Origin of the sequence: Streptomyces sp. NPDC006393, from assembly GCF_040628575.1 — a bacterium.
Classification (GTDB): Bacteria; Actinomycetota; Actinomycetes; order Streptomycetales; family Streptomycetaceae; genus Streptomyces.
This window is the reverse complement of record NZ_JBEXZD010000013.1, coordinates 1-26,417: the sequence shown is the minus strand read 5'-3', so window position 1 is coordinate 26,417 and position 26,417 is coordinate 1. Positions and strand designations below refer to the sequence as shown.

General features: G+C 71.0%; 23 protein-coding genes and 1 tRNA gene. 14 read left to right on the top strand and 10 right to left on the bottom strand.

The window, feature by feature from the left end; all coding sequences use genetic code 11:
- Positions 1–12 precede the first annotated feature (12 nt).
- Positions 13–1,284, bottom strand: a complete 1,272-nt coding sequence (locus tag ABZ484_RS08900; RefSeq protein WP_358865193.1) for a hypothetical protein — start codon at positions 1,282–1,284, stop codon at positions 13–15.
- A gap of 274 nt (positions 1,285–1,558) precedes the next feature.
- Between ABZ484_RS08900 and ABZ484_RS08895 the strand changes: the two genes are divergently transcribed.
- From ABZ484_RS08895 to ABZ484_RS08870, 6 genes are all read left to right on the top strand, one after another.
- Positions 1,559–4,153 (top strand): SulP family inorganic anion transporter, encoded by a 2,595-nt coding sequence (locus ABZ484_RS08895; protein WP_358865192.1) that lies wholly within the window; start codon positions 1,559–1,561, stop codon positions 4,151–4,153.
- A 254-nt stretch (positions 4,154–4,407) separates the two neighbouring features.
- Positions 4,408–6,363, top strand: coding sequence for an acetate--CoA ligase (acs, locus tag ABZ484_RS08890; RefSeq protein WP_358865191.1), 1,956 nt, complete (start codon positions 4,408–4,410; stop codon positions 6,361–6,363).
- A 304-nt stretch (positions 6,364–6,667) separates the two neighbouring features.
- Positions 6,668–8,107 (top strand): Na+/H+ antiporter NhaA, encoded by a 1,440-nt coding sequence (nhaA, locus tag ABZ484_RS08885; protein WP_358865190.1) that lies wholly within the window; start codon positions 6,668–6,670, stop codon positions 8,105–8,107.
- Positions 8,108–8,166: 59 nt separating this feature from the next.
- Complete coding sequence (locus tag ABZ484_RS08880) at positions 8,167–8,661, top strand: phage holin family protein (RefSeq protein WP_358865189.1); 495 nt, start codon at positions 8,167–8,169, stop codon at positions 8,659–8,661.
- Positions 8,658–9,608, top strand: a complete 951-nt coding sequence (locus ABZ484_RS08875; RefSeq protein ID WP_358865188.1) for an alpha/beta hydrolase — start codon at positions 8,658–8,660, stop codon at positions 9,606–9,608. The genes ABZ484_RS08880 and ABZ484_RS08875 overlap by 4 nt, the downstream gene beginning before the upstream one ends.
- 201 nt (positions 9,609–9,809) lie before the next feature.
- Positions 9,810–9,989 carry a hypothetical protein gene (locus ABZ484_RS08870; protein ID WP_306188708.1) on the top strand — a complete coding sequence of 60 codons (180 nt, stop codon included), beginning with the start codon at positions 9,810–9,812 and terminating at the stop codon, positions 9,987–9,989.
- A gap of 34 nt (positions 9,990–10,023) precedes the next feature.
- On the opposite strand, the gene ABZ484_RS08865 is transcribed toward ABZ484_RS08870, so the two are convergent.
- The 3 genes from ABZ484_RS08865 to nth all read right to left on the bottom strand — a co-directional run bounded on the left by ABZ484_RS08865 (position 10,024) and on the right by nth (position 13,419).
- On the bottom strand, positions 10,024–11,223 hold the full coding sequence (locus ABZ484_RS08865; protein WP_358865187.1) for a MarP family serine protease: 1,200 nt from the start codon (positions 11,221–11,223) through the stop codon (positions 10,024–10,026).
- Between the two features lie 128 nt (positions 11,224–11,351).
- Positions 11,352–12,092, bottom strand: coding sequence for a CoA pyrophosphatase (locus tag ABZ484_RS08860; protein WP_358865256.1), 741 nt, complete (start codon positions 12,090–12,092; stop codon positions 11,352–11,354).
- Between the two features lie 133 nt (positions 12,093–12,225).
- Complete coding sequence (nth, locus tag ABZ484_RS08855; RefSeq protein WP_358865186.1) at positions 12,226–13,419, bottom strand: endonuclease III; 1,194 nt, start codon at positions 13,417–13,419, stop codon at positions 12,226–12,228.
- A gap of 276 nt (positions 13,420–13,695) precedes the next feature.
- Here nth and ABZ484_RS08850 point away from each other — a divergent pair, with 276 nt between their 5' ends.
- The gene (locus ABZ484_RS08850) at positions 13,696–14,370 is read left to right on the top strand and encodes a Crp/Fnr family transcriptional regulator (RefSeq protein WP_100568471.1); all 675 of its coding nucleotides are present in this window, start codon (positions 13,696–13,698) and stop codon (positions 14,368–14,370) included.
- 101 nt (positions 14,371–14,471) lie between these two features.
- Positions 14,472–14,672, top strand: coding sequence for a hypothetical protein (locus tag ABZ484_RS08845; protein WP_358865261.1), 201 nt, complete (start codon positions 14,472–14,474; stop codon positions 14,670–14,672).
- Here the strand turns inward: ABZ484_RS08845 and ABZ484_RS08840 are convergent.
- The 4 genes from ABZ484_RS08840 to ABZ484_RS08825 all read right to left on the bottom strand — a co-directional run bounded on the left by ABZ484_RS08840 (position 14,639) and on the right by ABZ484_RS08825 (position 17,297).
- Positions 14,639–15,475 (bottom strand): MBL fold metallo-hydrolase, encoded by an 837-nt coding sequence (locus ABZ484_RS08840; RefSeq protein WP_358865185.1) that lies wholly within the window; start codon positions 15,473–15,475, stop codon positions 14,639–14,641. The two genes, ABZ484_RS08845 and ABZ484_RS08840, sit on opposite strands and share 34 nt — an antisense overlap.
- 42 nt (positions 15,476–15,517) lie before the next feature.
- Positions 15,518–16,390 (bottom strand): NUDIX hydrolase, encoded by an 873-nt coding sequence (locus tag ABZ484_RS08835; RefSeq protein ID WP_358865184.1) that lies wholly within the window; start codon positions 16,388–16,390, stop codon positions 15,518–15,520.
- A 287-nt stretch (positions 16,391–16,677) separates the two neighbouring features.
- A complete protein-coding gene (locus ABZ484_RS08830; protein WP_316739056.1) occupies positions 16,678–17,142 on the bottom strand; it encodes a RidA family protein in 465 nt (154 codons plus the stop codon).
- Positions 17,139–17,297 carry a DUF4177 domain-containing protein gene (locus ABZ484_RS08825; RefSeq protein WP_107473408.1) on the bottom strand — a complete coding sequence of 53 codons (159 nt, stop codon included), beginning with the start codon at positions 17,295–17,297 and terminating at the stop codon, positions 17,139–17,141. Before ABZ484_RS08825 ends, ABZ484_RS08830 begins: the two co-directional genes overlap by 4 nt.
- Positions 17,298–17,513: 216 nt before the next feature.
- Here ABZ484_RS08825 and ABZ484_RS08820 point away from each other — a divergent pair, with 216 nt between their 5' ends.
- Both ABZ484_RS08820 and ABZ484_RS08815 read left to right on the top strand, forming a co-directional pair.
- Positions 17,514–18,500: an ArsA-related P-loop ATPase gene (locus tag ABZ484_RS08820; RefSeq protein ID WP_358865183.1), complete on the top strand. Its 987-nt coding sequence runs from the start codon at positions 17,514–17,516 to the stop codon at positions 18,498–18,500.
- The gene (locus ABZ484_RS08815; protein WP_358865182.1) at positions 18,497–19,972 is read left to right on the top strand and encodes an ArsA family ATPase; all 1,476 of its coding nucleotides are present in this window, start codon (positions 18,497–18,499) and stop codon (positions 19,970–19,972) included. The genes ABZ484_RS08820 and ABZ484_RS08815 overlap by 4 nt, the downstream gene beginning before the upstream one ends.
- Before the next feature lie 23 nt (positions 19,973–19,995).
- Here the strand turns inward: ABZ484_RS08815 and wblA are convergent, their stop codons facing one another.
- On the bottom strand, positions 19,996–20,334 hold the full coding sequence (gene wblA, locus ABZ484_RS08810; protein ID WP_358865181.1) for a transcriptional regulator WblA: 339 nt from the start codon (positions 20,332–20,334) through the stop codon (positions 19,996–19,998).
- Positions 20,335–20,828: 494 nt separating this feature from the next.
- Here wblA and ABZ484_RS08805 point away from each other — a divergent pair, with 494 nt between their 5' ends.
- On the top strand, positions 20,829–23,117 hold the full coding sequence (locus tag ABZ484_RS08805) for a transglycosylase domain-containing protein (RefSeq protein ID WP_358865180.1): 2,289 nt from the start codon (positions 20,829–20,831) through the stop codon (positions 23,115–23,117).
- 180 nt (positions 23,118–23,297) lie between these two features.
- Here ABZ484_RS08805 and ABZ484_RS08800 read toward each other — a convergent pair whose 3' ends face one another.
- Complete coding sequence (locus tag ABZ484_RS08800) at positions 23,298–23,762, bottom strand: GatB/YqeY domain-containing protein (RefSeq protein ID WP_358865179.1); 465 nt, start codon at positions 23,760–23,762, stop codon at positions 23,298–23,300.
- A 206-nt stretch (positions 23,763–23,968) separates the two neighbouring features.
- Here ABZ484_RS08800 and ABZ484_RS08795 point away from each other — a divergent pair, with 206 nt between their 5' ends.
- The 3 genes from ABZ484_RS08795 to ABZ484_RS08785 all read left to right on the top strand — a co-directional run bounded on the left by ABZ484_RS08795 (position 23,969) and on the right by ABZ484_RS08785 (position 25,952).
- Positions 23,969–24,895: a metallophosphoesterase gene (locus ABZ484_RS08795; RefSeq protein WP_358865178.1), complete on the top strand. Its 927-nt coding sequence runs from the start codon at positions 23,969–23,971 to the stop codon at positions 24,893–24,895.
- A 227-nt stretch (positions 24,896–25,122) separates the two neighbouring features.
- Positions 25,123–25,845, top strand: coding sequence for a Pr6Pr family membrane protein (locus tag ABZ484_RS08790; RefSeq protein WP_358865177.1), 723 nt, complete (start codon positions 25,123–25,125; stop codon positions 25,843–25,845).
- A gap of 33 nt (positions 25,846–25,878) precedes the next feature.
- A tRNA-Pro gene (locus tag ABZ484_RS08785) sits at positions 25,879–25,952 on the top strand.
- The last annotated feature ends 465 nt before the right edge of the window (positions 25,953–26,417 follow it).

Sequence of the window (26,417 nt, the reverse complement as noted above, 5' to 3'; positions counted from 1 at the left end):
GCTGACACCCCCTTAGGACCTCGGCGCCCCGGGCACGCCCTTGGGTGCCGGGGCCGGGTCGGCCGACAGGAAGGACGCCCAGCCCTGCTCGGGGGCCTCGCCGACCTCCAGCGTGCGCAGCTTGGCCAGGGTCCGCGGATCCTGGGCGTCCAGCCAGTCGACGAGCTGGTGGAAGGAGACGCAGCGCACCTCGGGCTTGTTGCAGACCTCCTTCACGACCTCCTCGACGGCGCGCATGTAGGTGCCGCCGTTCCAGGACTCGAAGTGATTGCCGATGATCATCGGCGCGCGGTTGCCGTCGTAGGCCCGGTAGAAGCCCTTGAGCAGGCCGTCGCGCATCTGGTCGCCCCAGTACTCGAACTTGTCGGGGTCGCCCTGGGTCCGTGTGCCCGACTGGTTGACCATGAAGTTGTAGTCCATGGTCAGCTGCTCGAAGGTGTGCCCGGGGAACGGCACGAGCTGCATGGACAGGTCCCACAGACCCTCTCTCTTCTTCGGCCACACCTGGTTGGCGACGCCGCTGCTGTCATAGCGGAAGCCGAGCTGACTCGCCGCCCTCACGAAGTTCTTCTGGCCCTCCAGGCAGGGGGTGCGGGCGCCGATGAGCTCCTTGTCGTAGTCGAAGGGCAGCGGGGCGAGGTTCTCCAGGCCGCTGTTGGTCTTCCAGGTCTTCACGAAGTCCTTGGCCTGGGCGATCTCGCTCTTCCACTCGTCGACCGACCACTGGCCCACCCCGCCGTTCGGGCCGCAGAAGTGGCCGTTGAAGTGGGTGCCGATCTCGTTGCCCTCCAGCCATGCCAGGCGGACCTGCTGTGCGGTGTCGGCGATGCCCCGCGCGTCGTTGAAGCCGATCTCCGAGCTGCCCGGCGCGTGCTGCGGAGGGTCGTACAGGTCGCGCTTGTCCTTGGGCAGCATGTAGACGCCGCTGAGGAAGAACGTCATCTTCGCGTTGTTGGCCTTCGCCACCTCGCGGAAATGGGAGAAGAGCTTCTGGCTGTCCTCGCCGGCGCCGTCCCAGGAGAACACGACGAACTGCGGGGGCTTCTCCCCGGCCCTCAGCCGCTCCGGCCGGGGCAGGTGCGGCTGGGCCCCGGTGTACGCGGTGGATCCGTCCCCGATCAGGCGGACCACGCTCCCGGGCCGCTGCTGCACGCCTTCGGGCGCACCGTGCGCTCCCTGCGGGCCCGGTGAGGGGCCGTCGGTGTCGCTCACGCACCCGGCGAGCGACGAGGCGCAGGCCGCGGCGGCTACGACGCTCGCGGCGATCCTCTGGGTGGCGGCCATGTTCCGCCCACCTTCTTCCTTCTCTCGTCCAACGCCGAGGCGGCGTGTGCTGGTGATGTGCCGGGCATGCCGGCAGCGCCGCCAAGGTCGCACGAGAGCGAGAAGGAATTAGTACGACAAGCCGATAAAAGACTGAATTCACCCATCGAGATGATTAGCTGCCCCATTTGCTCCGAAAATCCATGTGCGGACTTTACGTTGCATTACGATTGCTTTACTCAGCGTTGGTTCAGCTGATCCGGAGAAGACCGGAGATCCGGAGGAGACCAGATCCATGTCAGCCTGCACCCCCACACACGCGGCCGACTCCGCTCGGCCCCAGCACTCGCACCCACCGCACAGCCCGCCCCCGCGGCGCCGCCCCCGACTCGCGAGCGCCGATGTCTCGGCCGCCGTAGCGGTCTTCCTGATCGCCCTGCCCCTGTCCCTCGGTATCGCCCTCGCCACCGGCGCCCCACTTCAGGCGGGCCTCGTGGCCGCCGCGGTGGGCGGACTCGTCGCCGGACGGCTCGGCGGATCCCCGTTGCAGGTCAGCGGCCCCGCCGCCGGACTCACGGTGGTCACCGCCGACCTGATCCACCGTTACGGATGGCGCACGACCTGCGCCATCACCGTTCTCGCCGGCCTCGCCCAACTCGGCCTCGGCTGCCTGCGCGTGGCCCGCGGAGCGCTCGCCGTCAGCCCCGCCGTGGTGCACGGCATGCTCGCCGGCATCGGCGTGACCATCGCCGTCGCCCAGCTGCACATCGTCCTCGGCGGCAACCCGCAGAGCTCCGTTCTCGACAACCTCCGTGCGCTGCCCGCCCAGTTGGCCGGCCTGGACCCGGCCGCCCTCGCCGCCAGCGCACTCACCCTGACCCTGCTGCTGCTCTGGCCCCGGCTTCCCGGACGGGCCGGGAGCCTGCTGCGCCGGGTGCCGGCCGCCCTCGTGGCCGTCGCGGGCGCCACCGTCATCGCCTCCGCCGCCGGGCTGGTGCTGCCCCGGGTCGATCTGCCGTCCTGGAGCAGCCACGCCCTGGCCGGACTGCCCGAGGGGCCGGTACTCGGCCTGGCCGCCGCCGTCCTCAGCACCACGCTGGTGTGCAGCGTGCAGTCGCTGCTCGGCGCCGTCGCCGTGGACAAACTGGCGGCCGGCCGCCCCGGACCGGCCGCCCGCACCGCCCGCTCCGACCTGGACCGCGAACTGCTCGGACAGGGCGCCGCCAACGTCGTCTCCGGCGCGCTCGGCGGGCTGCCCATCGCGGGGGTCGCCGTACGGAGTTCGGCGAATGTTCGCGCGGGTGCCGTCAGCCGGAACTCCACGATGCTGCACGGCGTTCTCGTAGTGGTTGCCGCGCTGCTGATGGTCCCGATCCTGGAGCTCATCCCGCTCGCCTCGCTCGCCGCCCTGGTGATGGCCGTCGGCATCCAGATGGTGTCCCTGCACCACATCCGCACGGTGACCCGCCACCGCGAGGTGCTGGTCTACGCCGTCACCACCCTCGGCGTGGTGGCCCTCGGCGTACTGGAGGGCGTGGCCCTGGGCGTCGCCGCGGCCGTCGCCGTCGCCCTGCACCGCCTCGCCCGCACCCGCATCACGCACGACGAGCAGGGAGGAGTCCATCACGTCCATGTACGAGGGCAGTTGACGTTCCTCGCGGTGCCGCGACTCAGCCGGGCCCTGCATCTGGTGCCCCAAGGGGCCAGCGTCGTCGTCGCCCTGGACGGCTCGTTCATGGACCACGCCGCATACGAGTCGCTCCAGGACTGGCAGCGCACGCACACCGCGCAGGGCGGCTCCGTCGAGCTCACCGGCCGCCGCGCCGGAGTCCGCATCGCCGAGCCGGCCGGACCCGCCGGATCATCGGGCTGCCGTTGCCGGCCCTGGACACCCTGGCGCAACCACCAGTGTGAGGGCGGCCCACGGACGCTGCCGGCCTCGGGCGACGGCACCCACCCGGGAGCGGGACCGGCACCGGTCCTCGACACGGGCGGGCACAGAGGTGCGACTCGAGGCGCGGGCGCGGGCGCGGACGCAGGTTCGGGCGCGACTCGAGACGTGGACGCGCACGCGGGCTCGGGCTCGGGCGCGGACGCGGACAGGAGCGCGGGTGCGTACGGGGCCCGGAAGCCGGCTTCGGATCCCGGTCCGAGCAGACGGCAGCTGACCAGAGGTATCAGCATGTTCCAGCGGACGGTCGCACCACATGTGCGGGACGAGCTGGCGCGGCTGGCGCGGGAGGGGCAGCAGCCTTCCCAGCTCTTCCTCACCTGTGCCGACTCCCGGCTGGTCACGTCGATGATCACCTCCAGTGGTCCCGGCGACCTCTTCGTCGTGCGGAACGTGGGCAATCTCGTGCCGCCGCCCGAGGAGGACCGGGGTGACGACTCGGTGGCGGCCGGGATCGAGTACGCGGTGGACGTGCTCGGCGTGCGCTCCATCACCGTGTGCGGACACTCCGGGTGCGGGGCGATGCAAGCCCTGCTCGGCGCGGGCACGGGCACGGGCAGCGACCACCGCACCGATTCCGGCTCCGGCTCCGGCTCCGGCTCCGGCTCCGGTAGCGCCGGGACGCCGCTCGGGAGATGGCTGCGGCACGGGCTGCCCAGTGTGGAGCGGATGGCCGACGGCAGCCGCCCGGAGCCCTGGACGGCCGAGGGACGGCCTGCCGAGGCAGTCGAACGGCTGTGTCTGATCAACGTCGTCCAGCAGCTGGAACACCTGCGCGCCCACGACTCGGTGGCGCGGGCCCTGCGGGAGGGCACGCTGGAGCTGCACGGTATGTACTTCCACGTGGCCGAGGCACAGGTGTATCTGCTGACGGGAACGGGTGGGGACGAGGTGTTCACCCGTGTGGAGGAGACGGAGGAGCTGCCCAGACCGGTGTGAGGCGGATCCGAGCACGGTCCGGCGGGCCGCCACCGGCTGAACCCGGGCGGCCCGCCGTCCGTGGGTACGGATGACACCGGTGCCCGGTGCGAGCGGCTCAGTCAAGCGGCTCAGGCAGCGCAGGCGGCTCTAGCAGCACGGGAAGCCCGGACAACAGGTCTAAACCAATTTCCCGTCGGCCCTTGTCAGCGGACCCCCGGGTCTGATGAGCTGTGGCCTGGGACACAACGGACACCCTGAGAAAGGGAGATGTCGTGAGCAACGAAAGCCTGGCCAACCTCTTGAAGGAGGAGCGACGCTTCGCGCCGCCCGCTGACCTGGCCGCGAACGCCAACGTCAGGGCCGAGGCGTACGATCAGGCCAAGGCTGACAGGCTCGGCTTCTGGGCCGAGCAGGCCCGCCGGCTGACCTGGGCCAAGGAGCCGACCGAGACCCTCGACTGGTCGAACCCGCCCTTCGCCAAATGGTTCAAGGACGGCACGCTCAACGTGGCGTACAACTGCGTGGACCGCCATGTGGAGGCCGGGCTCGGCGACCGCGTCGCGATCCACTTCGAGGGCGAGCCCGGTGACAGCCGGGCCATCACCTACGCCGAGCTCAAGGACGAGGTCTCCAGGGCCGCGAACGCCCTGCTCGAGCTGGGCGTCCAGAAGGGCGACCGGGTCGCGATCTACATGCCGATGATCCCGGAGACGGCGATCGCGATGCTGGCCTGCGCCCGCATCGGTGCCGCGCACTCCGTCGTCTTCGGCGGCTTCTCGGCGGATGCGCTCGCCACCCGTATCCAGGACGCCGACGCCAAGGTCGTGATCACGGCCGACGGCGGCTACCGGCGCGGCAAGCCGTCCGCGCTCAAGCCGGCCGTCGACGAGGCGATCGGGCGCGTGGACAACGTCCGCAACGTCCTCGTGGTCCGCCGCACCGGCCAGGAGGTCGCCTGGGACGACAGCCGCGACGTGTGGTGGCACGAGGTCGTGGGCCGGCAGTCGGCCGAGCACACCCCGGAGGCGTTCGAGGCCGAGCACCCGCTGTTCATCCTCTACACCTCGGGCACCACGGGTAAGCCCAAGGGCATCCTGCACACCTCCGGCGGCTACCTCACGCAGGTCGCGTACACACACTGGGCCGTCTTCGACCTCAAGCCGGAGACGGACGTCTACTGGTGCACCGCCGACGTCGGCTGGGTCACCGGCCACTCGTACATCGTGTACGGGCCGCTCGCCAACGGCGCCACGCAGGTGATGTACGAGGGCACTCCCGACACCCCGCACCAGGGCCGTTTCTGGGAGATCGTGCAGAAGTACAAGGTCAGCATCCTGTACACGGCGCCCACCGCGATCCGTACGTTCATGAAGTGGGGCGACGACATCCCCGCGAAGTTCGACCTGTCCTCCCTGCGCGTGCTCGGCTCGGTGGGCGAGCCGATCAACCCCGAGGCATGGATCTGGTACCGCAAGAACATCGGCGCGGACCGGACGCCGGTCGTCGACACCTGGTGGCAGACGGAGACCGGCGGCATCATGATCTCCCCGCTGCCGGGCGTGACCGACGCCAAGCCCGGCTCCGCGCAGCGCCCGCTGCCCGGCATCAGCGCGACGGTCGTGGACGACGAGGCGAACGAGGTGCCCAACGGCGGCGGTGGCTACCTCGTGCTCACCGAGCCGTGGCCGTCGATGCTGCGCACCATCTGGGGCGACGACCAGCGCTTCCTCGACACCTACTGGTCGCGCTTCGAGGGCCGCTACTTCGCCGGGGACGGCGCCAAGAAGGACGACGACGGCGACATCTGGCTGCTCGGCCGGGTCGACGACGTCATGCTGGTGTCCGGCCACAACATCTCCACCACCGAGGTCGAGTCCGCGCTCGTCTCCCACCCCTCGGTCGCCGAGGCGGCCGTGGTCGGCGCGGCGGACGAGACGACCGGGCAGGCGATCGTCGCCTTCGTGATCCTGCGCGGTACGGCCGCCGAGACCGAGGACCTGTCCGCGGAGCTGCGCAACCACGTGGGCGCCACGCTCGGCCCGATCGCCAAGCCGAAGCGGATCCTGCCGGTGGCCGAACTGCCCAAGACCCGCTCCGGGAAGATCATGCGGCGCCTGCTGCGTGACGTGGCGGAGAACCGGCAGCTCGGGGACGTCACCACGCTGACGGACTCCACCGTCATGGACCTCATCCAGGCGAAGCTCCCGGCGGCGCCCAGCGAGGACTGAGGACCGAGCGAGGACCGACGACCGAGCCAGGACCGACGACCGAGCGAGGACCGAGCGTTCCGCGAGCGCGCCGAGCGCTCGGCCAAGGACTGAGCACGGCCCGAAGGGGCACCCGGCGGCAGACGCCCCGGGTGCCCCTTCCGCTGTTCAAGGGCGCCCCCGCGCGCCTCACGGGCACACCCCCGCCTCAGCTTAGGTAAACTAAACAAAGCGACGTCAACGCAAGCAGATCCACAAGATCCTCAGGTGTGCCGGGAAGTCTGGTCGGCATGTGCTCGTTCCTGCCCACCGACCGGAGGTTCCCGTGGCCGCGCCCCGCACCAGCACCCCCCGCAAGTTCCTCGGACGCCTGTCCCTGCCCGAGCGGAACTTCGTCGCGGACGCGCTGCGCACCGAGACCGTCGGCGGCGTCCTGCTGCTCCTCGCCGCGATCGCCGCCCTCCTGTGGGCGAACATCCCGGCCCTGCACGCGAGCTACGAGAGCCTCGCCCACCACCACATGGGTCCCGCCTCCCTGGGCCTGAGCCTGTCCGTCGAGCACTGGGCCGCCGACGGACTCCTCGCGATCTTCTTCTTCGTCGCCGGGATCGAACTCAAGCGCGAGCTGGTCGCTGGGGACCTCAGAGACCCCAGAGCGGCGGTCCTGCCGGTGGTCGCCGCGCTGTGCGGCATGGCCGTTCCGGCCGTCGTCGACGTGCTCACCAACCTCACCGGCGGCGGATCGCTCGGCGGCTGGGCGGTGCCGACCGCGACCGACATCGCCTTCGCGCTCGCCGTGCTCGCGGTCATCGGCACCTCGCTGCCCAGCGCCCTGCGCGCCTTCCTGCTCACCCTCGCCGTCGTCGACGACCTGTTCGCCATCCTGATCATCGCGGTCTTCTTCACCGACAGGCTGAACTTCGCCGCGCTCGGCGGGGCCGTCGCCGGGCTGGCCGTGTTCTGGCTGCTGCTGCGCAAGGGCGTGCGCGGCTGGTACGTGTACGTACCGCTCGGCCTGGTCATCTGGGGGCTGATGTACAACAGCGGCGTGCACGCCACCATCGCGGGCGTCGCGATGGGCCTGATGCTGCGCTGCACCACGCACGAGGGCGAGACCCACTCCCCCGGCGAGCACATCGAGCATCTTGTGCGGCCCCTGTCGGCGGGTCTGGCCGTACCGCTGTTCGCGCTGTTCAGCGCGGGCGTCTCGCTCTCGGGCGGGGCGCTGGCGGACGTGTTCACCAAGCCCGAGACGCTCGGGGTCGTCCTCGGTCTGGTCGTCGGCAAGACGATCGGCATCTTCGGCGGGACCTGGCTGACCGCCCGGTTCACCAGGGCGTCGCTCAGCGAGGACCTGGCCTGGGCCGACGTCTTCGCCGTCGCCTCGCTCGCCGGGATCGGCTTCACCGTCTCCCTGCTCATCGGCGAGCTCGCCTTCGCGGGCGACGCGGCGCTCACGGACGCGGTCAAGGCCTCCGTCCTCGTCGGCTCCCTGATCGCGGCGGCACTGGCCACGGTCCTGCTGAAGCTGCGGAACGCCAGGTACCGGCGGCTGTGGGAGGTCGAGGAGCGCGACGAGGACCTCGACGGCGTACCGGACGTGTACGAGCAGGACGACCCCGCCTACCACTTGCGCATGGCCGGCATCCACGAGCGCAAGGCCGCCGAACACCGACGACTCGCCCGGCTCAAAAAGGCCGAACGGGCAGGGCGGCGTGCCGAAGTGCCGGGCGGGGCAAGCGACGAGAACGACAGTCCGGCATGATCTGACGGGACGGTACAAAAGCAGCACCGTTCCCAGTCAGGCAGGAGAGGGAGATCGCGATGAGCGCACCCGACGGCAGCCCGGTCGGCGCCGAACGCAGCATCGGCCAGCTGTTCGCCTCGGCGACGACCGAATTGTCGGCGCTGGTGCATGACGAGATCGCACTGGCCAAGGCCCAGCTGAAGCAGGACGTCAAGCGCGGCGCGGCGAGCGGCGGCGCGCTCTCGGCGGCCGGCGTCGTCCTGGTGTTCTCGCTGCCGATGCTCAACTTCGCCCTGGCCTACGGCATTCGGACGTGGAGCGGCTGGAACCTGGCGGTCTGCTTCCTGCTGTCCTTCGCGGCCAACGTCCTGCTCGCCGGCCTCCTCGCGCTGATCGGCCTGGTGTTCGCGAAGAAGGCGAAGAAGAGCAAGGGCCCGCAGAAGGTCGCCGCGTCGATGAAGCAGACCGCGGGCGTCCTGCAGAATGCCAAGCCGCACCCCCGTCCGGAGCGTCCCGCTCTGGAGGACCGGACACCCGAGGCCATCGAAGCTGTGGCACGCTCGTCCTCATGACGGACCCCGCCACCCCTTCGGCGCATTCGACCTCGGTCGTACGGATCGACGTACCCGGCGACCGGAAGGTGACGCACCGGGACGTCGCCGCCAACGGCGCCCGCTTCCACATCGCGGAGCTCGGCGACGGCCCGCTGGTACTGCTGCTGCACGGCTTCCCGCAGTTCTGGTGGACCTGGCGGCACCAGCTGGTCGCGCTCGCCGACGCTGGATTCCGGGCGGTGGCGATGGACCTGCGGGGCGTGGGCGGCAGCGACCGCACGCCCCGCGGCTACGACCCGGCCAACCTGGCCCTCGACATCACCGGCGTGGTCCGCTCCCTCGGCGAACCGGACGCCGCCCTGGTCGGCCACGACCTGGGCGGCTATCTGGCGTGGACGGCGGCGGCGATGCGCCCCAAGCTGGTCCGGCGCCTGGCGGTGGTCTCCATGCCGCACCCGCGGCGCTGGCGCTCGGCGATGCTGGCGGACGTCCGCCAGACCGCGGCGAGTTCCTACATCTGGGGGTTCCAGCGGCCGTGGATCCCCGAGCGGCAGCTCACCGCCGACGACGGCGCGCTGGTGGCCCGTCTGGTACGGGACTGGTCGGGGCCGCGGCTGCCGGACGACGAGGCGGTGGAGACGTACCGCCGGGCCATGTGCATCCCGTCCACGGCGCATTGCTCCATCGAGCCGTACCGCTGGCTGGTGCGCTCCCTGGCCCGCCCGGACGGCATCCAGTTCTACCGCCGGATGAAGCGCCCCGTGCGCGTGCCGACCCTGCATCTGCACGGCTCCCTGGACCCGGTGCAGCGCACCCGCAGCGCGGCCGGTTCCGGCGAGTACGTAGAGGCGCCGTACCGCTGGCGGCTGTTCGACGGGCTGGGTCATTTCCCGCACGAGGAGGACCCGGTGGCGTTCTCCGCCGAGCTGGTCAACTGGCTGAAGGATCCCGAACCCGATCGATGACCCGCCGTGACACGGCGTGGGGCGCCCGGTCCGGTCGGTGATGCCGCGCCGGGTGTCGGGGACGGGTCGGTGACTCTCGTCGATGCGCCCGGTATCCGAACGTGAACACCTGTCCTTCGAACGGCCATTTGCCTGGCGCATAGGCCAATTGATGCGTCCGTGGGAGGTTATCGACCTTGGGGCAGGGGCAGAGGTCGCAGTATGGGCTGGACGCACGACTACAGTGACGTAGCACGCACCCGCCGTTCGGCGAGCGGTCCGGGCTCCCTCCATGAGGACGCCCGGCAACTGACGGGCGCGGACCCCCGGGTGGGCATTCCGCGCATTCTGCGCCGCCGGGCCCGCTGGGTCTCGGTACGCCTGCGCCACCCCCGCGGCTGACCCGCTCCGCCGGCCTCAAGGACCTGACACCGGGCTACATCGCGCAGCTGTCGCTGTCCACCTGCTGGTTCGCGGCCCGTCCCTTGGCGATGTCCTGCTGGATCTCGTCCGCCGTGAGCGCGTAACCGGTGTTGGCGTCGTCGAGCGACTTGGCGAACACGACGCCGTACACCTTGCCGTCGGTGGTGAGCAGCGGGCCGCCCGAGTTGCCCTGGCGGATGGTCGCGTAGAGCGAGTAGACGTCGCGGCTGACATCGCCGCGGTGGTAGATGTCCGGGCCGTTGGCGGTGATACGCCCGCGCACGCGCGCGGCGCGCACGTCGTACGACCCGTTCTCCGGGAAGCCGGCGACGATCGCGCCGTCGCCGCTGCGCGCGTCCTCGTCGGTGAACCGCAGGGCGGGCGCCTTCAGGTCCGGCACGTCGAGCACGGCGATGTCACGGTGCCAGTCGTACAGGACGACCCTGGCGTCGTACTTCCTGCCCTTGCCGCCTATCTGGACGGTGGGCTCGTCGACGCCGCCGACGACGTGCGCGTTGGTCATGACGCGGCGGTCGCCGAAGACGAACCCGCTGCCCTCCAGCACCTTGCCGCAGCTGCGCGCGGTGCCGACGACCTTGACCACGGAGCGCTGGGCGCGGGCGGCGACGGCGCTGTGCCTCAGGGCCGGGTCCGGGGGCCGCACCTCGGTGATGGGCTCGTCGGCGAACGGGCTGAAGACCTGCGGGAAGCCGTTCTGCGCGAGGGCCGAGGTGAAGTCGTCGAACCAGGTGTTGGCCTGTGTGGGCAGCACCTCGGAGACCCCGATCAGCACCTTGGAGCTGCGGACCTCCTTGCCGACGGTCGGTATCGTCGTGCGGCCGATGAGCGAGCCGATCAGCCAGGCGACCAGCAGCAGGGCGGCGACGTTGACCAGGGCGCCGCCGGTGGCGTCCAGGGCGCGGGCCGGGGACCAGGTGATGTGCACACGCAGCTTGTTGCCGAGGTGGGTCGTCAGGGCCTGGCCGACCGAGGCGCAGACGATGACGATGATGACGGCGACGACGGCCGCGGTGGTGCTGACCGGCGTGTTGTCCGTCAGGGCGTCCCAGAGGACCGGGAGCACGTAGACGGCGGCCACGCCACCGCCGAGGAAGCCGATCACCGACAGCACGCCGACGACGAATCCCTGGCGGTACCCCACGACCGCGAACCACACGGCGGCGACCAGCAGCAGGATGTCCAGCACGTTCACCGCGTCGAGCCTCGCCTCATCGTCTTCCGATCCCCACAGTCCGGCCGGGGCCCGCCCCGCCGTTCAGCGGCACAGGACACGGCGTCCCTCTCGGGGCCCCGGCCGGAACGGCACGGAGCCCCACCCTGTCATGCCCGCCAGTCGAGCGGGACCTGCTTCTCGCGGTCCCAGGGCAGCTCCCAGCCCGCGTAATGCAGCAGACGATCGATGATTCCGGCGGTGAAGCCCCAGACGAGGGTCGATTCGACCAGGAATGCCGGACCTCTGTGACCGCTGGGGTGGACGGCCACGGCCCGGTTGTCCGGGTCGGTGAGATCCGCCACGGGGACCGTGAAGACCCGGGCGGTCTCGGCGGGGTCGACCACACCGACCGGGCTGGGCACCCGCCACCAGCCGAGCACGGGGGTGACCACGAAGCCGCTGACCGGGATGTAGAGCCGGGGCAGCGCACCGAACAGCTGTACGCCGTCCGGATCCAGCCCGGTCTCCTCCTCGGCCTCGCGCAGCGCGGCCCGCAGCGGGCCCTGGCCGTGCGGGTCGCCGTCCTCGGGGTCGAGCGCTCCACCGGGGAAGGACGGCTGGCCGGCGTGGGAGCGCAGCGAGCCGGCCCGCTCCATGAGCAGCAGCTCGGGCCCGCGCTCGCCCTCACCGAAGAGGACGAGGACGGCGGACTGGCGCCCGGCGCCGTTCTCCGGGGGCAGGAAGCGGCTCAGCTGGACGGGCTCGACCGTCTCGGCGACGCGCACGACCGGCCGCAGCCACGTGGGCAGCCCGTCCTTGCTGAGCACGATCGCACCGTCGTGCGTCCCGCTCACCGTCCCATGCGCCCCCTGTGCCGTCCCGCTCGCTGTGTCGCCCGCCCGCGTCATCGCCACCCCCGTCCCCGTCGCCGTACTGTCGTGTCCAACGCCCGGCGGCATCGGGATCGTTCCACCGAGTCCGCCGGTTCCGCCGAATCCTCCGGTCCGGTTGGCTTCGCCTGTTCCGTCGGCTTCGCGGGGGTCATCCGGTGGCTCCCAGGGGCGGGGCCGGCCGGCCGCCCGCGTCCAGGTAGGCCTGCGGGGGCTTGAGGCGCTGGCCCGGGAGGCCGCCCTTCTCGTACTTCAGCAGCTTCTTCGCCTTCTCCGGGTCGGTCTCGCCCTCGCCGTACGCCGGGCAGAGCGGGGCGATCGGGCAGGCACCGCAGGCGGGCTTGCGGGCGTGGCAGATACGGCGGCCGTGCCAGATGACGTGGTGGGAGAGGTCGGTCCAGTCGCTCTTGGGGAACAGCGCGCCGACGGCGGCCTCGATCTTGTCGGGGTCGGTCTCCTCGGTCCACCGCCAGCGCCGCACCAGCCGCTGGAAGTGGGTGTCCACGGTGATGCCCGGGTGTCCGAAAGCGTTGCCCAGGACCACGAAGGCGGTCTTGCGTCCGACGCCCGGCAGCTTGACGAGGTCGTCCAGCCGGCCGGGGACCTGCCCGCCGAACTCCTCCACCAGCGCCTTGGACAGGCCCATCACCGACTTGGTCTTGGCCCGGAAGAAGCCCGTGGGGCGCAGGATCTCCTCGACCTCCTCCGGGTTGGCGGCGGCGAGGTCCTCGGGGGCGGGGTACTTCGCGAACAGGGCCGGCGTCGTCTGGTTGACCCTGAGGTCCGTGGTCTGGGCGGACAGGACGGTGGCGACCAGCAGCTGGAAGGGGTTCTCGAAGTCCAGCTCGGGGTGGGCGTACGGGTACACCTCGGCGAGCTCGCGGTTGATGCGCCGGGCACGGCGGACGAGAGCGGTGCGCGACTCGCCCTTCGGCGGCTCGGGGACGACGGTCCTGGCGGGCGCGGCCTCGCGCAGGGCGACGGTGGCCTTCGGCGGCGCGATGGTCACCTTCTTGGGCGGGCGGGCCTTGCTGATGGGGGCGGCCTTCTTGGCGGCGGTCTTCTTGGCAGAGGTGGTCTTGCCGGTGGTCTTCTTGGCGGCAGCCGTCTTGCCCGGGGCCTTCTTGGTCGCGGCCTTCTTGGCAGGGGCAGCCTTCTTGGCGGAGACGGCCTTCTTGGCGGAGACGGCCTTCTTGGCGGAGACCGCCTTCTTGGCGGAGACGGCCTTCTTGGCGGAGACCGCTCCTTCGGCCCCTGCGGAGGCCGTCTTCTTCGGCTTCTTCCCGGACGCACCTTTCGCCGCTTCCGCCACTTTCCGGCCGCCGTCGGGCTCGTGTTCGCCCACAGCGGAATCCTGATGTGCAGCCACCTGCCCAGCCCCCTAGACCTGTGCTCTCACCGGCGATTTGGACACCCGGCCAGCCTAAAGCCCGGCACCGACATCCGCCCGGGACCCCGAAGATCAGCGTCCGATCGGACCCCTGCCGCGTACCCCGGGACACCTGTGCGGCATCCTTGTGACAGATCACACTGTTTGGACCGTCCGGCAAAATGGGGAACACGGTCCCCTGGCACACCAGGGGAGCAAGATCCCCTGAGCAGGTCGACAAGGAGAGAACTCGTGGACGACGTTCTGCGGCGCAATCCGCTCTTCGCGGCGCTCGACGACGAGCAGGCCGCGGAGCTTCGCGCCTCCATGACGGAGGTGACTCTCGCCCGTGGCGACTCCCTGTTCCACGAGGGCGACCCGGGCGACCGTCTCTATGTGGTGACCGAGGGCAAGGTGAAGCTGCACCGCACCTCCCCCGACGGCCGCGAGAACATGCTGGCCGTCGTGGGTCCCGGTGAGCTCATCGGCGAGCTGTCCCTCTTCGACCCCGGCCCCCGCACGGCGACGGCGACCGCGCTGACCGAGGTCAAGATGCTGGCCCTGGGCCATGGCGACCTCCAGCCCTGGCTGAACGTCCGGCCCGAGGTGGCCGGCGCCCTGCTGCGCGCCGTCGCCCGGCGCCTGCGCAAGACCAACGACCAGATGTCCGACCTGGTCTTCTCCGACGTGCCGGGCCGCGTCGCCCGCGCCCTGCTGGACCTCTCGCGCCGCTTCGGCGTGCAGTCCGAGGAGGGCATCCACGTCGTGCACGACCTGACGCAGGAGGAGCTGGCCCAGCTGGTCGGCGCGTCCCGCGAGACGGTCAACAAGGCCCTGGCCGACTTCGCCCAGCGCGGCTGGCTCCGTCTGGAGGCGCGCGCGGTCATCCTGCTGGACGTGGAGCGGCTGGCCAAGAGGTCCCGCTGACGCGGCACCACCGGCCCGTCCCGGACGGGGTTCCGCTCGAGGCACACTCCCCGGGACTCACCCCGGAGGGATACATCGCGCGCGAGGGTTCCCTCGCGCGCGTGCCGCACGCACGGCGGCCCGCACGGCAGCCGCGCACCGCGGCCGCGCACGGCTACGACCCGGTCGGCGACCCCGCTGTGCTGCGCGCCTGCGTGCACGGCCTCGGCCCCTGGCTCGCCGGGGAGTACGCGCGCGTGCACGGCGTCAAGGCACCCAGGCCGCAGGCTCAGGGCTGGATCAGCCCGTGTTCCTCCAGGTAGTCCAGCTGGGCCCGGACCGACAGCTCCGCCGCCGGCCACAAGGAGCGGTCGACGTCGGCGTAGACGTGGGCCACGACGTCGGCCGGGGTGCGGTAGCCGTCCTCGACGGCTGTCTCGACCTGGGCGAGCCGGTGGGCGCGGTGGGCGAGGTAGTACTCGACGGCGCCCTGGGCGTCCTCCAGGACGGGTCCGTGCCCCGGGAGCACCGTGTGCACGCCGTCGTCGACCGTGAGGGACCTGAGCCGCCGCAGCGAGTCCAGGTAGTCGCCGAGACGGCCGTCGGGATGGGCCACGACCGTCGTACCGCGGCCCAGGATCGTGTCGCCGGTGAGGACGGCCCGGTCGGCCGGCAGGTGGAAGCAGAGCGAGTCCGCGGTGTGGCCGGGGGTCGGTACGACCCGCAGCTCCAGCCCGCCCAGGGTGATCACGTCGCCCGCGCCCAGGCCCTCATCGCCCAGTCGCAGGGACGGATCCAGGGCACGCACGCGCGTGCCGGTCAGCTCGGCGAAGCGGGCGGCGCCCTCCGCGTGGTCGGGGTGACCGTGGGTCAGCAGCGTCAGGGCGATCCGCTTGCCGGCCTTCTCCGCGGTGTCGACGACATTGCTCAGATGGTTCTCGTCCAGCGGCCCCGGGTCGATGACGACCGCCAGCTCGGAGTCGGGCTCGGAGACGATCCAGGTGTTGGTGCCGTCCAGGGTCATGGCGGAGGCGTTGGGCGCGAGGACGTTGACGGCCCGTGCGGTGGCGGGGCCGGAGAGGACGCCGCCCCGGGGCTGGCCGGGGAGCGCTGATGCGTCCGTCATGCGAGGGGACCTTCCTGGGCGTCGGGCGGGGCCGGCGCGCCGTCACTCGGGCGCCGTGCCGCCGTTGGGGATGTGCTTGGTGAACTCGTCGTGGCCCGGCCAGGACAGGACGACCTCGTCGCCGACCAGGCGTGCCCGGGCCAGCACGGGGGTCAGATCGCGGGAGGGCGCGGCCGCGAGGGCCTCGGCGGGAGAGCCGTAGCCGATCAGCTGGCGCAGGGTGGCGACGGTGGGCGGCAGCATCAGCAGCTCGCCCTTGTCGTATCCGGCCGCCGCGTCCTCGGGTCGGATCCACACCGTGCGGTCGGCCTCCGTGGAGGCGTTCCGGGTGCGCTGGCCCTCGGGGAGGGCGGCGACGAAGAACCAGGTGTCGTAGCGGCGGTGTTCGAACTCGGGGGTGATCCAGCGGGTCCAGGCGCCCAGCAGGTCCGAGCGCAGCGCCAGGCCCCTGCGGTCCAGGAACTCCGCGAAGGGCAGCTCGCGGGCGACCAGGGCGGCGCGGTCGGCCTCCCAGTCCGGGCCCGTGGTGTCGCCGACGACCGAGTCCGGGGCGGGGCCGGCGAGCAGAACGCCCGCCTCCTCGTACGTCTCCCGGACGGCCGCGCAGACGATCGCCTGGGCCTCCGTCTCGGCCACGCCGAGCCGGTCGGCCCACCACGCGCGCGTGGGACCCGCCCAGCGGACCCGGAGGTCGTCGTCGCGGGGGTCGACGCCCCCGCCCGGGTACGCGTACGCGCCTCCGGCGAAGGCCATGGAGGCGCGTCTGCGCAGCATGTGAACGGCGGGCCCGGCATCGGTGTCCCGCAGGAGCATGACGGTGGCCGCGCGCCTGGGCGTGACCGGTGTCAGGGTGCCGTCCGCGAGCGCGCGGATGCGGTCCGGCCAGTCCGGGGGAAACCACTGCCCATTCGCCATGGGCGGAGGCTATCCCGTGGTGGGCGAATGTTCGAGAGGTGCCCGAGGTCAGGGGCCTGCGAGGGAGGTCCCTGTGACCTCCTCCGCGGCGGCCCTGTGCCCGCCACGAGCCCCGATGCGTCGGCCGCATACGGCAGCGTCCGTGGACGCCTGGTCCACTACGGCACCGTGTGGCACGGCTCGTCCGGCCGGTCCGCTACGGCACTGACTGCCAGGTACGGCCGGGCGCACTGACGCCGTCCGCCACGGCACCGTCAGGTACGGCCGGGCCGCGCCGGCGCCGTCCGCTACGGCACCAGCTCGACCTGGATCTCCACCTCCACCGGCGCGTCCAGCGGCAGCACCGCCACGCCGACCGCGCTGCGCGCGTGCACGCCCTTGTCGCCCAGGACCTCGCCCAGCAGCTCGCTGGCGCCGTTGACGACGCCGGGCTGGCCGGTGAAGTCCGCGGCCGAGGCGACGAAGCCCACGACCTTCACCACGCGCGCGATGCGGTCCAGGTCGCCCGCGACGGACTTGACGGCCGCGAGGGCGTTCAGCGCACAGGTGCGGGCCAGCTCCTTGGCCTCCTCCGGGGTGACCTCCAGGCCCACCTTCCCGGTGACCGGCAGCTTGCCCTCGACCATCGGCAGCTGGCCGGCGGTGTAGACGTACGGCCCGGACTGCACGGCGGGCTGGTAGGCGGCCAGCGGAGGTACGACCTCCGGCAGCGTCAGACCGAGTTCGGCCAGCTTGGCCTCGACCGCGCTCATGCCTGCTTCTCCCGCTTCAGGTAGGCCACCAGCTGCTCGGGGTTCGGCCCGGGCACGACCTGGACGAGCTCCCAGCCGTCCTCGCCCCAGGTGTCCAGAATCTGCTTCGTGGCGTGGACGAGCAGCGGCACGGTCGCGTATTCCCACTTCTTCATGGGGCCGACTGTATCCGCTGTGGTCCGCCGGGCACGCGGCCGACCACACGGCGGTTGTCCGCCGGGCGCACGGCCGACGGCGGCGGCCGACCGCCGTGCACACGGCCGACGGCGGCGGTGGTCGTCCACAGTTTCCACAGGGCGGAGGCCGACCACGACGGCAGTTGTCCACAGCCTCCCGCGTGCGCGGAGCGCGGACTGGTTAGTCTCGAAGGCGTGAGCAGGCTCCAGGTCGTCAGCGGCAAGGGCGGGACCGGAAAGACGACGGTCGCCGCCGCCCTCGCGCTGGCCCTGGCCACGGAGGGGAAGCGAACGCTCCTCGTCGAGGTCGAGGGCCGGCAGGGCATCGCACAGCTCTTCGAAACGGAGGCGCTGCCCTATGAGGAACGGAAGATCGCCGTCGCTCCGGGGGGCGGGGAGGTGTACGCACTCGCCATAGACCCCGAACTGGCTCTGCTGGACTACCTCCAGATGTTCTACAAGCTGGGCGGCGCGGGCCGGGCCCTCAAGAAGCTCGGCGCCATCGACTTCGCCACCACCATCGCGCCGGGCCTCAGAGACGTCCTGCTGACCGGCAAGGCGTGCGAGGCGGTGCGCCGCAAGGACCGCGGCGGACGGTTCGTCTACGACTACGTGATCATGGACGCGCCGCCGACGGGACGCATCACGCGCTTCCTCAACGTCAACGACGAGGTGGCCGGGCTCGCCAAGATCGGCCCGATACACAATCAGGCCCAGGCGGTGATGCGGGTGCTGAAGTCGGCCGAGACGTCCGTGCACCTGGTGACGCTGCTGGAGGAGATGCCCGTCCAGGAGACCGTGGACGGCATCGCGGAACTGCGCGCCGCACGCCTGCCGGTGGGGCGCGTGATCGTGAACATGGTGCGGCCGCAGCTGCTGGACGCGGCCGATCTGGAACTCGTACGGACCGTGCCGCGGACCTCCCTCGCCCGGTCGCTGTCCGCCGCCGGGCTCGGCGGCGCACGGCGCGGCGGGCACGCGGAACGGCTGGTGGAGCCGCTGCTCGGGCAGGCGGAGGAGTACGCCGAGCGGTACGCCCTGGAGGAGGAGCAGCGGTCCGTCCTGAGCGAGCTGGGTCTGCCGCTGCACGAACTGCCGCTGTTCGCCGAGGGCATGGATCTGGCGGGCCTGTACGAACTGGCGACCGAGCTGCGCAAGCAGGGATTGCGGGAAATGTCATGAGCCCGGACCCGGCCCCGGAGCGGGAGACCACGCGCGCCCAGGAGGCGGCACACGGTGCCCGTCGCCTCGCGCCCGCGCGCGTGCTCGACATCGATCCTCTGCTCGACGACCCGGACACGCGGATCGTGGTGTGCTGCGGCTCGGGTGGTGTCGGCAAGACGACGACGGCGGCGGCCCTCGGGCTGCGTGCCGCCGAGCGCGGCCGCAAGGTGGTGGTCCTGACGATCGACCCGGCCCGCCGCCTGGCCCAGTCCATGGGCATCGACTCGCTCGACAACGTCCCCCGCCGGGTGAAGGGCACCGAGGGCGAGGGCGAGCTGCACGCCATGATGCTCGACATGAAGCGCACCTTCGACGAGGTCGTCGAGGCGCACGCGGATCCGGAGCGGGCGGCCGCGATCCTGGCCAACCCCTTCTACCAGTCGCTCTCGGCGGGCTTCGCGGGCACGCAGGAGTACATGGCGATGGAGAAGCTGGGGCAGTTGCGGGCCCGGGACGAGTGGGACCTCATCGTCGTCGACACGCCGCCCTCCCGCTCGGCCCTGGACTTCCTGGACGCGCCGAAGCGGCTCGGCTCCTTCCTGGACGGCCGGCTGATCCGGCTGCTGACGGCGCCCGCGAAGCTGGGCGGGCGCGCGGGGATGAAGTTCCTGAACGTCGGCATGTCGATGATGACCGGCACCCTCGGCAAGCTGCTGGGCGGTCAGCTGCTCAAGGACGTACAGACGTTCGTCGCCGCGATGGACACCACGTTCGGCGGCTTCCGTACCCGCGCGGACGCCACGTACAAGCTGCTCCAGGCGCCCGGGACGGCGTTCCTGGTGGTCGCGGCCCCGGAGCGGGACGCGCTGCGCGAGGCCGCGTACTTCGTGGAGCGGCTGGCCGCGGAGAGGATGCCGCTGGCCGGTCTGGTGCTCAACCGCGTCCACGGCAGCGGCGCCGGCCAGCTGTCGGCCGAGCGGGCGCTCGCCGCCGCGGAAAATCTTGAAGAGCCTCGCATTGTGGATCAGGGAGGCGGGAAAGCTGGACTTCGTAACTCTCCCGAAACGTATGGCGGTTCGGACTCCCCCGAACCTTCACCTTTTTCTCCCGATCCCGCCCCGGCACCGTCCGCCGACGAGCTGCCCGGCGAGCCGTCCGACGAGCAGTCCGACGCACTGCCTGGCGAACAGACGCCCATCGAGTCCGCCCAGGCGTCCGTGGATCCGGTCCAGGCGCCCGTGGAACCGGTCCAGACGTCCGTGGACCCTGTCGACCAGGTGACCGCGGGCCTGCTGAGGCTGCACGCCGAGCGCATGCAGCTGCTTTCTCGCGAGCAGCGCACGCGTGACCGCTTCACGGCCCGGCACCCCGAGGTGGCGGTGGCCGAAGTCGGGGCGCTGCCCGGCGACGTGCACGACCTCGCGGGGCTGCGGGACATCGGCGACCGGCTCGCGGACAACCGCCGCGAGCTGCCCGAGCCCGGCGAGTGACAGAGGCACCCCAGTGGGTGCCCTCAGCTCACCGCCGCGTAGTTCTCGTACACCTGGTCGTCGTCGAGGGGCACCAGGCCGGCCCCACGCTCGTACTCCATACGAGCGGTCTCCAGCAGCCGGCGCCACGAGGTGACGGTCGGCCGCCGGCGCAGCAGTGCGCGGCGCTCCCGCTCCGTCATGCCTCCCCAGACCCCGAACTCGACGCGGTTGTCGAGCGCGTCGGCGAGGCATTCGGTGCGTACCGGGCATCCGGTGCACACCGCCTTGGCCCTGTTCTGCGCTGCTCCCTGAACGAACAGTTCATCCGGATCGGTAGTGCGGCAGGCCGCCTGCGCACTCCAGTCGGTTACCCAGCCCATACCGGCGCCGTCCTCTCCCGAATCGAGGCTCCCCCACGGCGGCAGCGGCATATTCACCGCCGCCAGTTGAGGACGTTACGGAAGGTGGGCACAGCGCAACACCCCCTGCGGGCCCAATCTTGAATGGCCCGAACGGACTATGGGTTAGCGGCAGATCACCCGGGGGAGTGAGGTGGCGACATACACGACGATCCCGACACAACGGGACGATCTTGTTGCGTCACAACGGACGCCAGGTGGCACACAAGGCGATTTCGGGCACGCCCCACACGCGTGAGCGCTCGCGCCGCGCCACCGGACGGGCACCGCACCAACTCCCCCGAACGCCCCCAGAACACCCCGGGTCACCGCCCCGACCAAAAAAGTCGGGAGAACCCGGAACGTTTCGAGGCCGCCGGACGTATTGATACGTGGCCGCACTGCTGTGACAGTTGAGAGCAGCTTAGGCCAAGGCCTATACGCGTGTCCGGCGAATGAGAACGTAGGCTGCCCTCATGCCAAAGAAGCGCTCGGGCGGAGGCCTGTCGCCCACGCAGCAGGCCGTCAAGTTCCTCGGTGTCAGTGTGCTCGCGGGGGCGGTGATGGCCGGCATCGCGCTGCCCGCGGCCGGCGCGCTCGGCCTGGCGGCCAAGGGGTCGGTCCAGGGGTTCGACGACATCCCGGCCAACCTCAAGCGTCCGCCGCTCAGCCAGCGCACCACCATCCTGGACAGCCAGGGCCAGCCGCTCGCCCAGGTCTACTCCCGGGACCGCACGGTGGTGGAGCTGAAGGACGTCTCGCCGTACATGCAGAAGGCGATCGTCGCGATCGAGGACGCGCGCTTCTACCAGCACGGCGCGATCGACCTGAAGGGCGTGCTGCGCGCGCTCAACAAGAACGCGCAGAGCGGCGGGGTCGCCCAGGGCGCCTCCACGCTCACCCAGCAGTACGTGAAGAACGTCTTCGTGGAGGAGGCGGGCGACGACCCCACCAAGGTCGCCCAGGCCACCCAGCAGACCCTCGGCCGCAAGGTCAAGGAACTGAAGTACGCGATCCAGGTCGAGCAGGAGCTGGGCAAGAAGAAGATCCTCGAGAACTACCTGAACATCACCTTCTTCGGTGAGCAGGCCTACGGCATCGAGGCGGCTTCCCAGCGCTACTTCTCCAAGCAGGCCAAGGACCTGACCCTCCCCGAGTCGGCATTGCTGGCCGGCATCGTCCAGTCACCAAGCCGCTACGACCCGGTGAACGACGAGGCGGAGGCCACCAAGCGGCGCAACGTCGTCCTCCAGCGCATGGCCGAGGTCGGCGACATCTCGCAGGCGGAGGCCGACCGGGCGAAGAAGGAGCCGCTGGGCCTGAAGGTCACCCAGCCGCGCAACGGCTGCATCACCGCGGTCAAGGACTCGAGCTTCTTCTGCAAGTACGTCGAGGAGGTCTTCCTCAACGACCCGGTCTTCGGCAAGACCCGCGCCGAGCGGGCCAAGATCTGGAACCAGGGCGGCCTGACCATCCGTACCACCCTGGACCCGAAGGCCCAGGCCTCGGTGCAGGCCTCGCTGAAGCAGCACATCTACCAGTCCGACCCGGTCGCGGCGGCGGCGGTGCTGGTCGAGCCGGGCACCGGCAAGGTCCTGGCGATGGGCCAGTCGAAGCCGTACGGCTACGGCAAGGACCAGACCGAGATCAACTACTCGGTCGGCGACGACCGGGGCGGCTCGAACTACGGCTTCCCGACCGGTTCGACGTTCAAGCCGTTCGTGGCGGCGGCGGCGATCGAGGGCGGCAAGCCGCCGGGGCAGGAGTACTCGTCCCCGTACAAGATGCCGTACCCGAGCCCGGTGCAGGCGTGCGACGGCAAGATCTGGACCAACCAGAAGCAGGAGAACGTCGAGAACGAGAGCACCTCGGAGCACGGCCCGTACGCCATGAAGGAGGCCATGGCGAAGTCGGTCAACACCTACTTCGTGCAGATGATCTCCGACATCGGCCTGTGCCCTGTGGTCGACATGACCGACAAGCTCCACGTGGTGCAGGGCAACGGCGACAAGCTGCCGCAGACGCCCTCCATCGCGCTCGGCGCGGTGGGCATCTCCCCGCTCACGATGGCGAGCGCCTACGCCACCTTCGCCTCCCGCGGGGTGTACTGCACCCCGATCGCCATCGAGTCGATCAGCCAGAAGATCGGCGGTCAGGAGAAGTCGCTGGCGGTGCCGAAGTCGACCTGCTCGCGCGCCATGTCCGTGAAGACCGCGGACACCGTCAACACCCTGCTCCAGGGCGTGATCGACTCCGGTACGGGCCGGCAGGCGGGCCTCTCGGACCGCGACAGCGCCGGTAAGACGGGTACGACGGACGAGCGCAAGAACGCGTGGTTCGTCGGCTACACGCCGAACCTGGCGGGCGCGGTGTGGGTGGGCAGTGCCACCCAGAAGGTGCAGATGACCAGCATCCGCATCGGCGGCGTCTGGCACGGACTCGTCTACGGCGCCGACGTCCCCGGCCCGATCTGGCGGGACGCGATGACCGGCGCCCTTCAAGGCAAGCCGGCCCCGTCCTTCAATCTCGTCGACATCCCCGACAAGAAGAAGGACAAGGACAAGCACAAGGGGCGCGGACGCGGCGACGACGGGAACAACGGTGACAACGGCGGCCTCATCGGGGGCCTCTTCGGCGGCGTGACCAACGGCGGCACGACCGGGGGCGGCCCGAACCCGTCACCCAGCGTCTCCGTCCCGGAGGGCTTCGTCCAGGGTCAGGACGGCGGCGTCCGCGGGAACGGAAACGGGGGCTGGCGCGGCTGACGGCGGCCGGCCCGGCCGACTCGGCCGGCGCGACAGGAACGTACGAAGATGCGAGCAAGGGGCGCACGGCGGAAAGCCGGCGCCCCTTCGCTTGCGCGCCCCTCGCGCCCTCGCGCCCCTACCGGAGACAGTCCGGAACGTGCGGGCGTCCGGCCGGCGGGATCAGCCGGATCAGCGGAATCAGCCGGCCAGCAGCTTCTTCACCGCGGCGGCGACACGACCGCCCTCGGCCTGCCCCGCGACCTTGGGATTCACGATCTTCATGACAGCGCCCATGGCACGCGGCCCCTCGGCACCGGCGGCCCGGGCCTCCTCGACGGCCTGGGCGACGATCGCGTTCAGCTCGTCGTCGGACAGCTGCTTGGGCAGGTAGGCGGCAAGCACCTCGCCCTCGGCCTTCTCGCGCTCGGCCGACTCCGTACGACCACCCTGGGCGAAGGCCTCGGCCGCCTCACGGCGCTTCTTGGCCTCCTTGGTGATCACCTTGAGGACCTCGTCGTCGGAGAGCTCGCGCTTCTCCTTGCCCGCGACCTCCTCCTTGGTGATCGCGGCGAGCGTCAGCCGGAGCGTCGAGGAGCGCAGCTCGTCACGCTCCTTGATCGCGGCGTTGAGGTCTTCGTGCAGCTTCGACTTGAGCGTGGTCATGCTCCTGATTGTCGCAGGTACGGCAACGCCGGTGCGCGAGGATTTACGGGGTGCCGCGCGCGGCCACCACCCCGTCCGGACCGGGCGTCCGTACAGGGCGTCCGTACAGGGCGTCCGTACCGGGCGCTCGTGGGGGGCGCTCGTGCAGGGGCGTTCGCCTACGGCCCAATTTCCGCTGCCCGGCACGCTCCTGAGACGATGGACGCATGCGCGCGCGATACCGAGTTCCCCTGGGCATCACGGCGGTCGCGACCGCCGGTCTTCTCTACTCGGCGGGCTTCGAGGCCCGCTCCTTCCGCCTGCGGCGGGTGACGGTCCCGGTGCTGCCCTCCGGCATGCGCCCCCTGCGCGTCCTGCAGGTCTCCGACATCCACATGGTCAGCGGCCAGCGCAAGAAGCAACGCTGGCTGCGCTCGCTGGCCGGTCTGCGCCCGGACTTCGTGATCAACACCGGGGACAACCTCTCGGACCCGGAGGGTGTGCCGGAGGTACTGGACGCGCTGGGCCCCCTGATGGAGTTCCCGGGCGCGTACGTCTTCGGTTCCAATGACTACTACGGCCCGAAACTGCGCAACCCCGCCCGCTATCTGCTGGAGAAGGCCAGCGGCCGGCACGGACTGAACGGCAACGCCCCGGCGGTCGGCGCGATCCACAACCCGTGGAAGGACCTGCGCGACGGTTTCGACGAGGCGGGCTGGCTCAACCTGACCAACACGCGCGGCATGCTCAAGGTCGAAGGCGTCTCGGTGGAGCTGACCGGCCTGGACGACCCGCACATCAAGCGGGACCGCTACGCGAAGGTGGCCGGCGGCCCGTCCGGCGTGGCGGACTTCTCGATGGGCGTGGTCCACGCCCCGTACCTGCGCACCCTGGACGCCTTCACCGCGGACGGCTACCCCCTGGTCCTGGCCGGCCACACCCACGGCGGCCAGCTCTGCATCCCCTTCTACGGCGCCCTGGTGACCAACTGCGACCTGGACACCGACCGGGTGAAGGGCCTGTCCACCCACACGGCCGAGGGCCACACCTCCTACCTGCACGTCTCGGCCGGCTGCGGCACCAACCGCTACACCCCGGTCCGTTTCGCCTGCCCCCCGGAGGCGACACTGCTGACGCTGGTGGGCCGGGAGTAGCCAGGGCGTAACCCGCCCAGCCCACTCCGATCGCCGGTCATGCCCTCCCTCCCTACGGTGAGGTCATGACCGCCGCCCCCACACCCCCCACACCGGAAACACCACCACCACCGGAATCACCGCCACCACAGGATTCACCGCCACCGGAAACACCGGCACCACCTCCCACCCCTTCATTCCCCCGAGAAATACCGGACCTCCCCGCGCTCCCCGGCATCCCCGTACTGATGCCCTCGACCGTCCCGGCGACCGCGGTGATGACCCCCGTCCGGCGTCCGTGGACGGCGGCGTACCGCCTGCTGATCGCCGCGACCGCCGCTGCGGCGGTGGCCGCCGACATGGTGATCGGCCCCCCGCTGCGCGTCCTGAGCCACTTCGCGATCCAGAGCAACATCGCGCTCGCGCTGGTTCTCACGCTCTCGGCCCGCAGAGCCTGGGCCGCGCGGAGCCCCGTCCCCGCCGCACTGACCGGCGCGGTTGTTCTCTACGTCACGATCGCCGCCCTAGTGCACCATGTGCTGCTGACCGACACCTCCCCGCCGTTCTCGATCACGGGCACCCCCGGCACCCACCCCCTGTGGCAGTCGACGGCCGGCCACCTCCTCCACACGGTGGTACCGACCGCCGCCCTCCTGGACTGGCTCCTGCTGACCGCCCCCGCCCCTCTGCGCCTGCGCCAGGCCACATCGTGGCTGCTCTACCCCCTGGTCTACCTGGCCTTCTCCCTCATCCGCGGCGAACTGCTCACCCCGAGCGCGACGGACCGCTACCTCTATCCCTTCCTCGACGTCGCCCGGCACGGCTACAAGCACGTCCTGGCCAACGCCCTCCTCCTGGGCCTCTCCTTCTACGCCCTGGCCGTACTCCTCGTGGCCGTCGACCACACCCGCCCGAACCCGATCCGCCGCCGCACGAAAACCGGATTTCGTCTCCGGCCACCAGTGGGCTAAAGTAAACGTCGTCGCCGCGACAAGCAGCGACACCGGGGTGTAGCGCAGCTTGGCAGCGCGCTTCGTTCGGGACGAAGAGGTCGTGGGTTCAAATCCCGCCACCCCGACGCCGTAGTACCAGGTCAGGGGCCTGATCCGCGAGAGCGGGTCGGGCCCCTGACTCGTTCACCGGCCCTCTTGGGAGCCGGTTTCGGAATCCGGCTCCTGGTCGGCTCCCACTCCTCCCCGAGGCTCGCGGTGAACCGCATCGCGGAGCCGCTGTCGGCGCTGACCCTGCCGTGGTCACCGGAGCATCCGGCCCCCCTTCCACCCACGTTCCGATCGGTCGCGACCGTGGGGTGAACAAGTACGACGAGTGCTGCGTGGGTAGTCGTCGTCCGCCCCGGGAGACCCTGCGATGACGCGGAGTCCGCCTCGGTGGGAAGTTGCCGGAAGGCGGCAGGGTTCGGGTGGTTTTTGCTGCCGGAAGTTGCCGCTCGCGGCAGGTGGCCAGGTGCGTATGATTGTCCGCGCAAACTTCGCCGAATGAATTCGGCCGGATTTCAATGGCGTGGACGTGCCGTGGGGCCGGA

Excerpts from the sequence above, each read along its gene's own strand:
- ABZ484_RS08860 (WP_358865256.1), bottom strand. The coding sequence starts at position 12,092 with ATGACGCGGGCGGGCGACACAGCGAGCGGGACGGCACAGGGGGCGCAT.
- ABZ484_RS08870 (WP_306188708.1), top strand. The coding sequence starts at position 9,810 with ATGGGCTGGACGCACGACTACAGTGACGTAGCACGCACCCGCCGTTCG.
- ABZ484_RS08900 (WP_358865193.1), bottom strand. The coding sequence starts at position 1,284 with ATGGCCGCCACCCAGAGGATCGCCGCGAGCGTCGTAGCCGCCGCGGCC.
- ABZ484_RS08825 (WP_107473408.1), bottom strand. The coding sequence starts at position 17,297 with ATGAAGAAGTGGGAATACGCGACCGTGCCGCTGCTCGTCCACGCCACG.
- ABZ484_RS08840 (WP_358865185.1), bottom strand. The coding sequence starts at position 15,475 with ATGACGGACGCATCAGCGCTCCCCGGCCAGCCCCGGGGCGGCGTCCTC.
- ABZ484_RS08805 (WP_358865180.1), top strand. The coding sequence starts at position 20,829 with ATGCCAAAGAAGCGCTCGGGCGGAGGCCTGTCGCCCACGCAGCAGGCC.
- ABZ484_RS08815 (WP_358865182.1), top strand. The coding sequence starts at position 18,497 with ATGAGCCCGGACCCGGCCCCGGAGCGGGAGACCACGCGCGCCCAGGAG.
- wblA (WP_358865181.1), bottom strand. The coding sequence starts at position 20,334 with ATGGGCTGGGTAACCGACTGGAGTGCGCAGGCGGCCTGCCGCACTACC.
- ABZ484_RS08830 (WP_316739056.1), bottom strand. The coding sequence starts at position 17,142 with ATGAGCGCGGTCGAGGCCAAGCTGGCCGAACTCGGTCTGACGCTGCCG.
- ABZ484_RS08800 (WP_358865179.1), bottom strand. The coding sequence starts at position 23,762 with ATGACCACGCTCAAGTCGAAGCTGCACGAAGACCTCAACGCCGCGATC.
- ABZ484_RS08880 (WP_358865189.1), top strand. The coding sequence starts at position 8,167 with ATGAGCGCACCCGACGGCAGCCCGGTCGGCGCCGAACGCAGCATCGGC.
- ABZ484_RS08835 (WP_358865184.1), bottom strand. The coding sequence starts at position 16,390 with ATGGCGAATGGGCAGTGGTTTCCCCCGGACTGGCCGGACCGCATCCGC.
- ABZ484_RS08895 (WP_358865192.1), top strand. The coding sequence starts at position 1,559 with ATGTCAGCCTGCACCCCCACACACGCGGCCGACTCCGCTCGGCCCCAG.
- ABZ484_RS08875 (WP_358865188.1), top strand. The coding sequence starts at position 8,658 with ATGACGGACCCCGCCACCCCTTCGGCGCATTCGACCTCGGTCGTACGG.
- ABZ484_RS08790 (WP_358865177.1), top strand. The coding sequence starts at position 25,123 with ATGCCCTCGACCGTCCCGGCGACCGCGGTGATGACCCCCGTCCGGCGT.
- ABZ484_RS08795 (WP_358865178.1), top strand. The coding sequence starts at position 23,969 with ATGCGCGCGCGATACCGAGTTCCCCTGGGCATCACGGCGGTCGCGACC.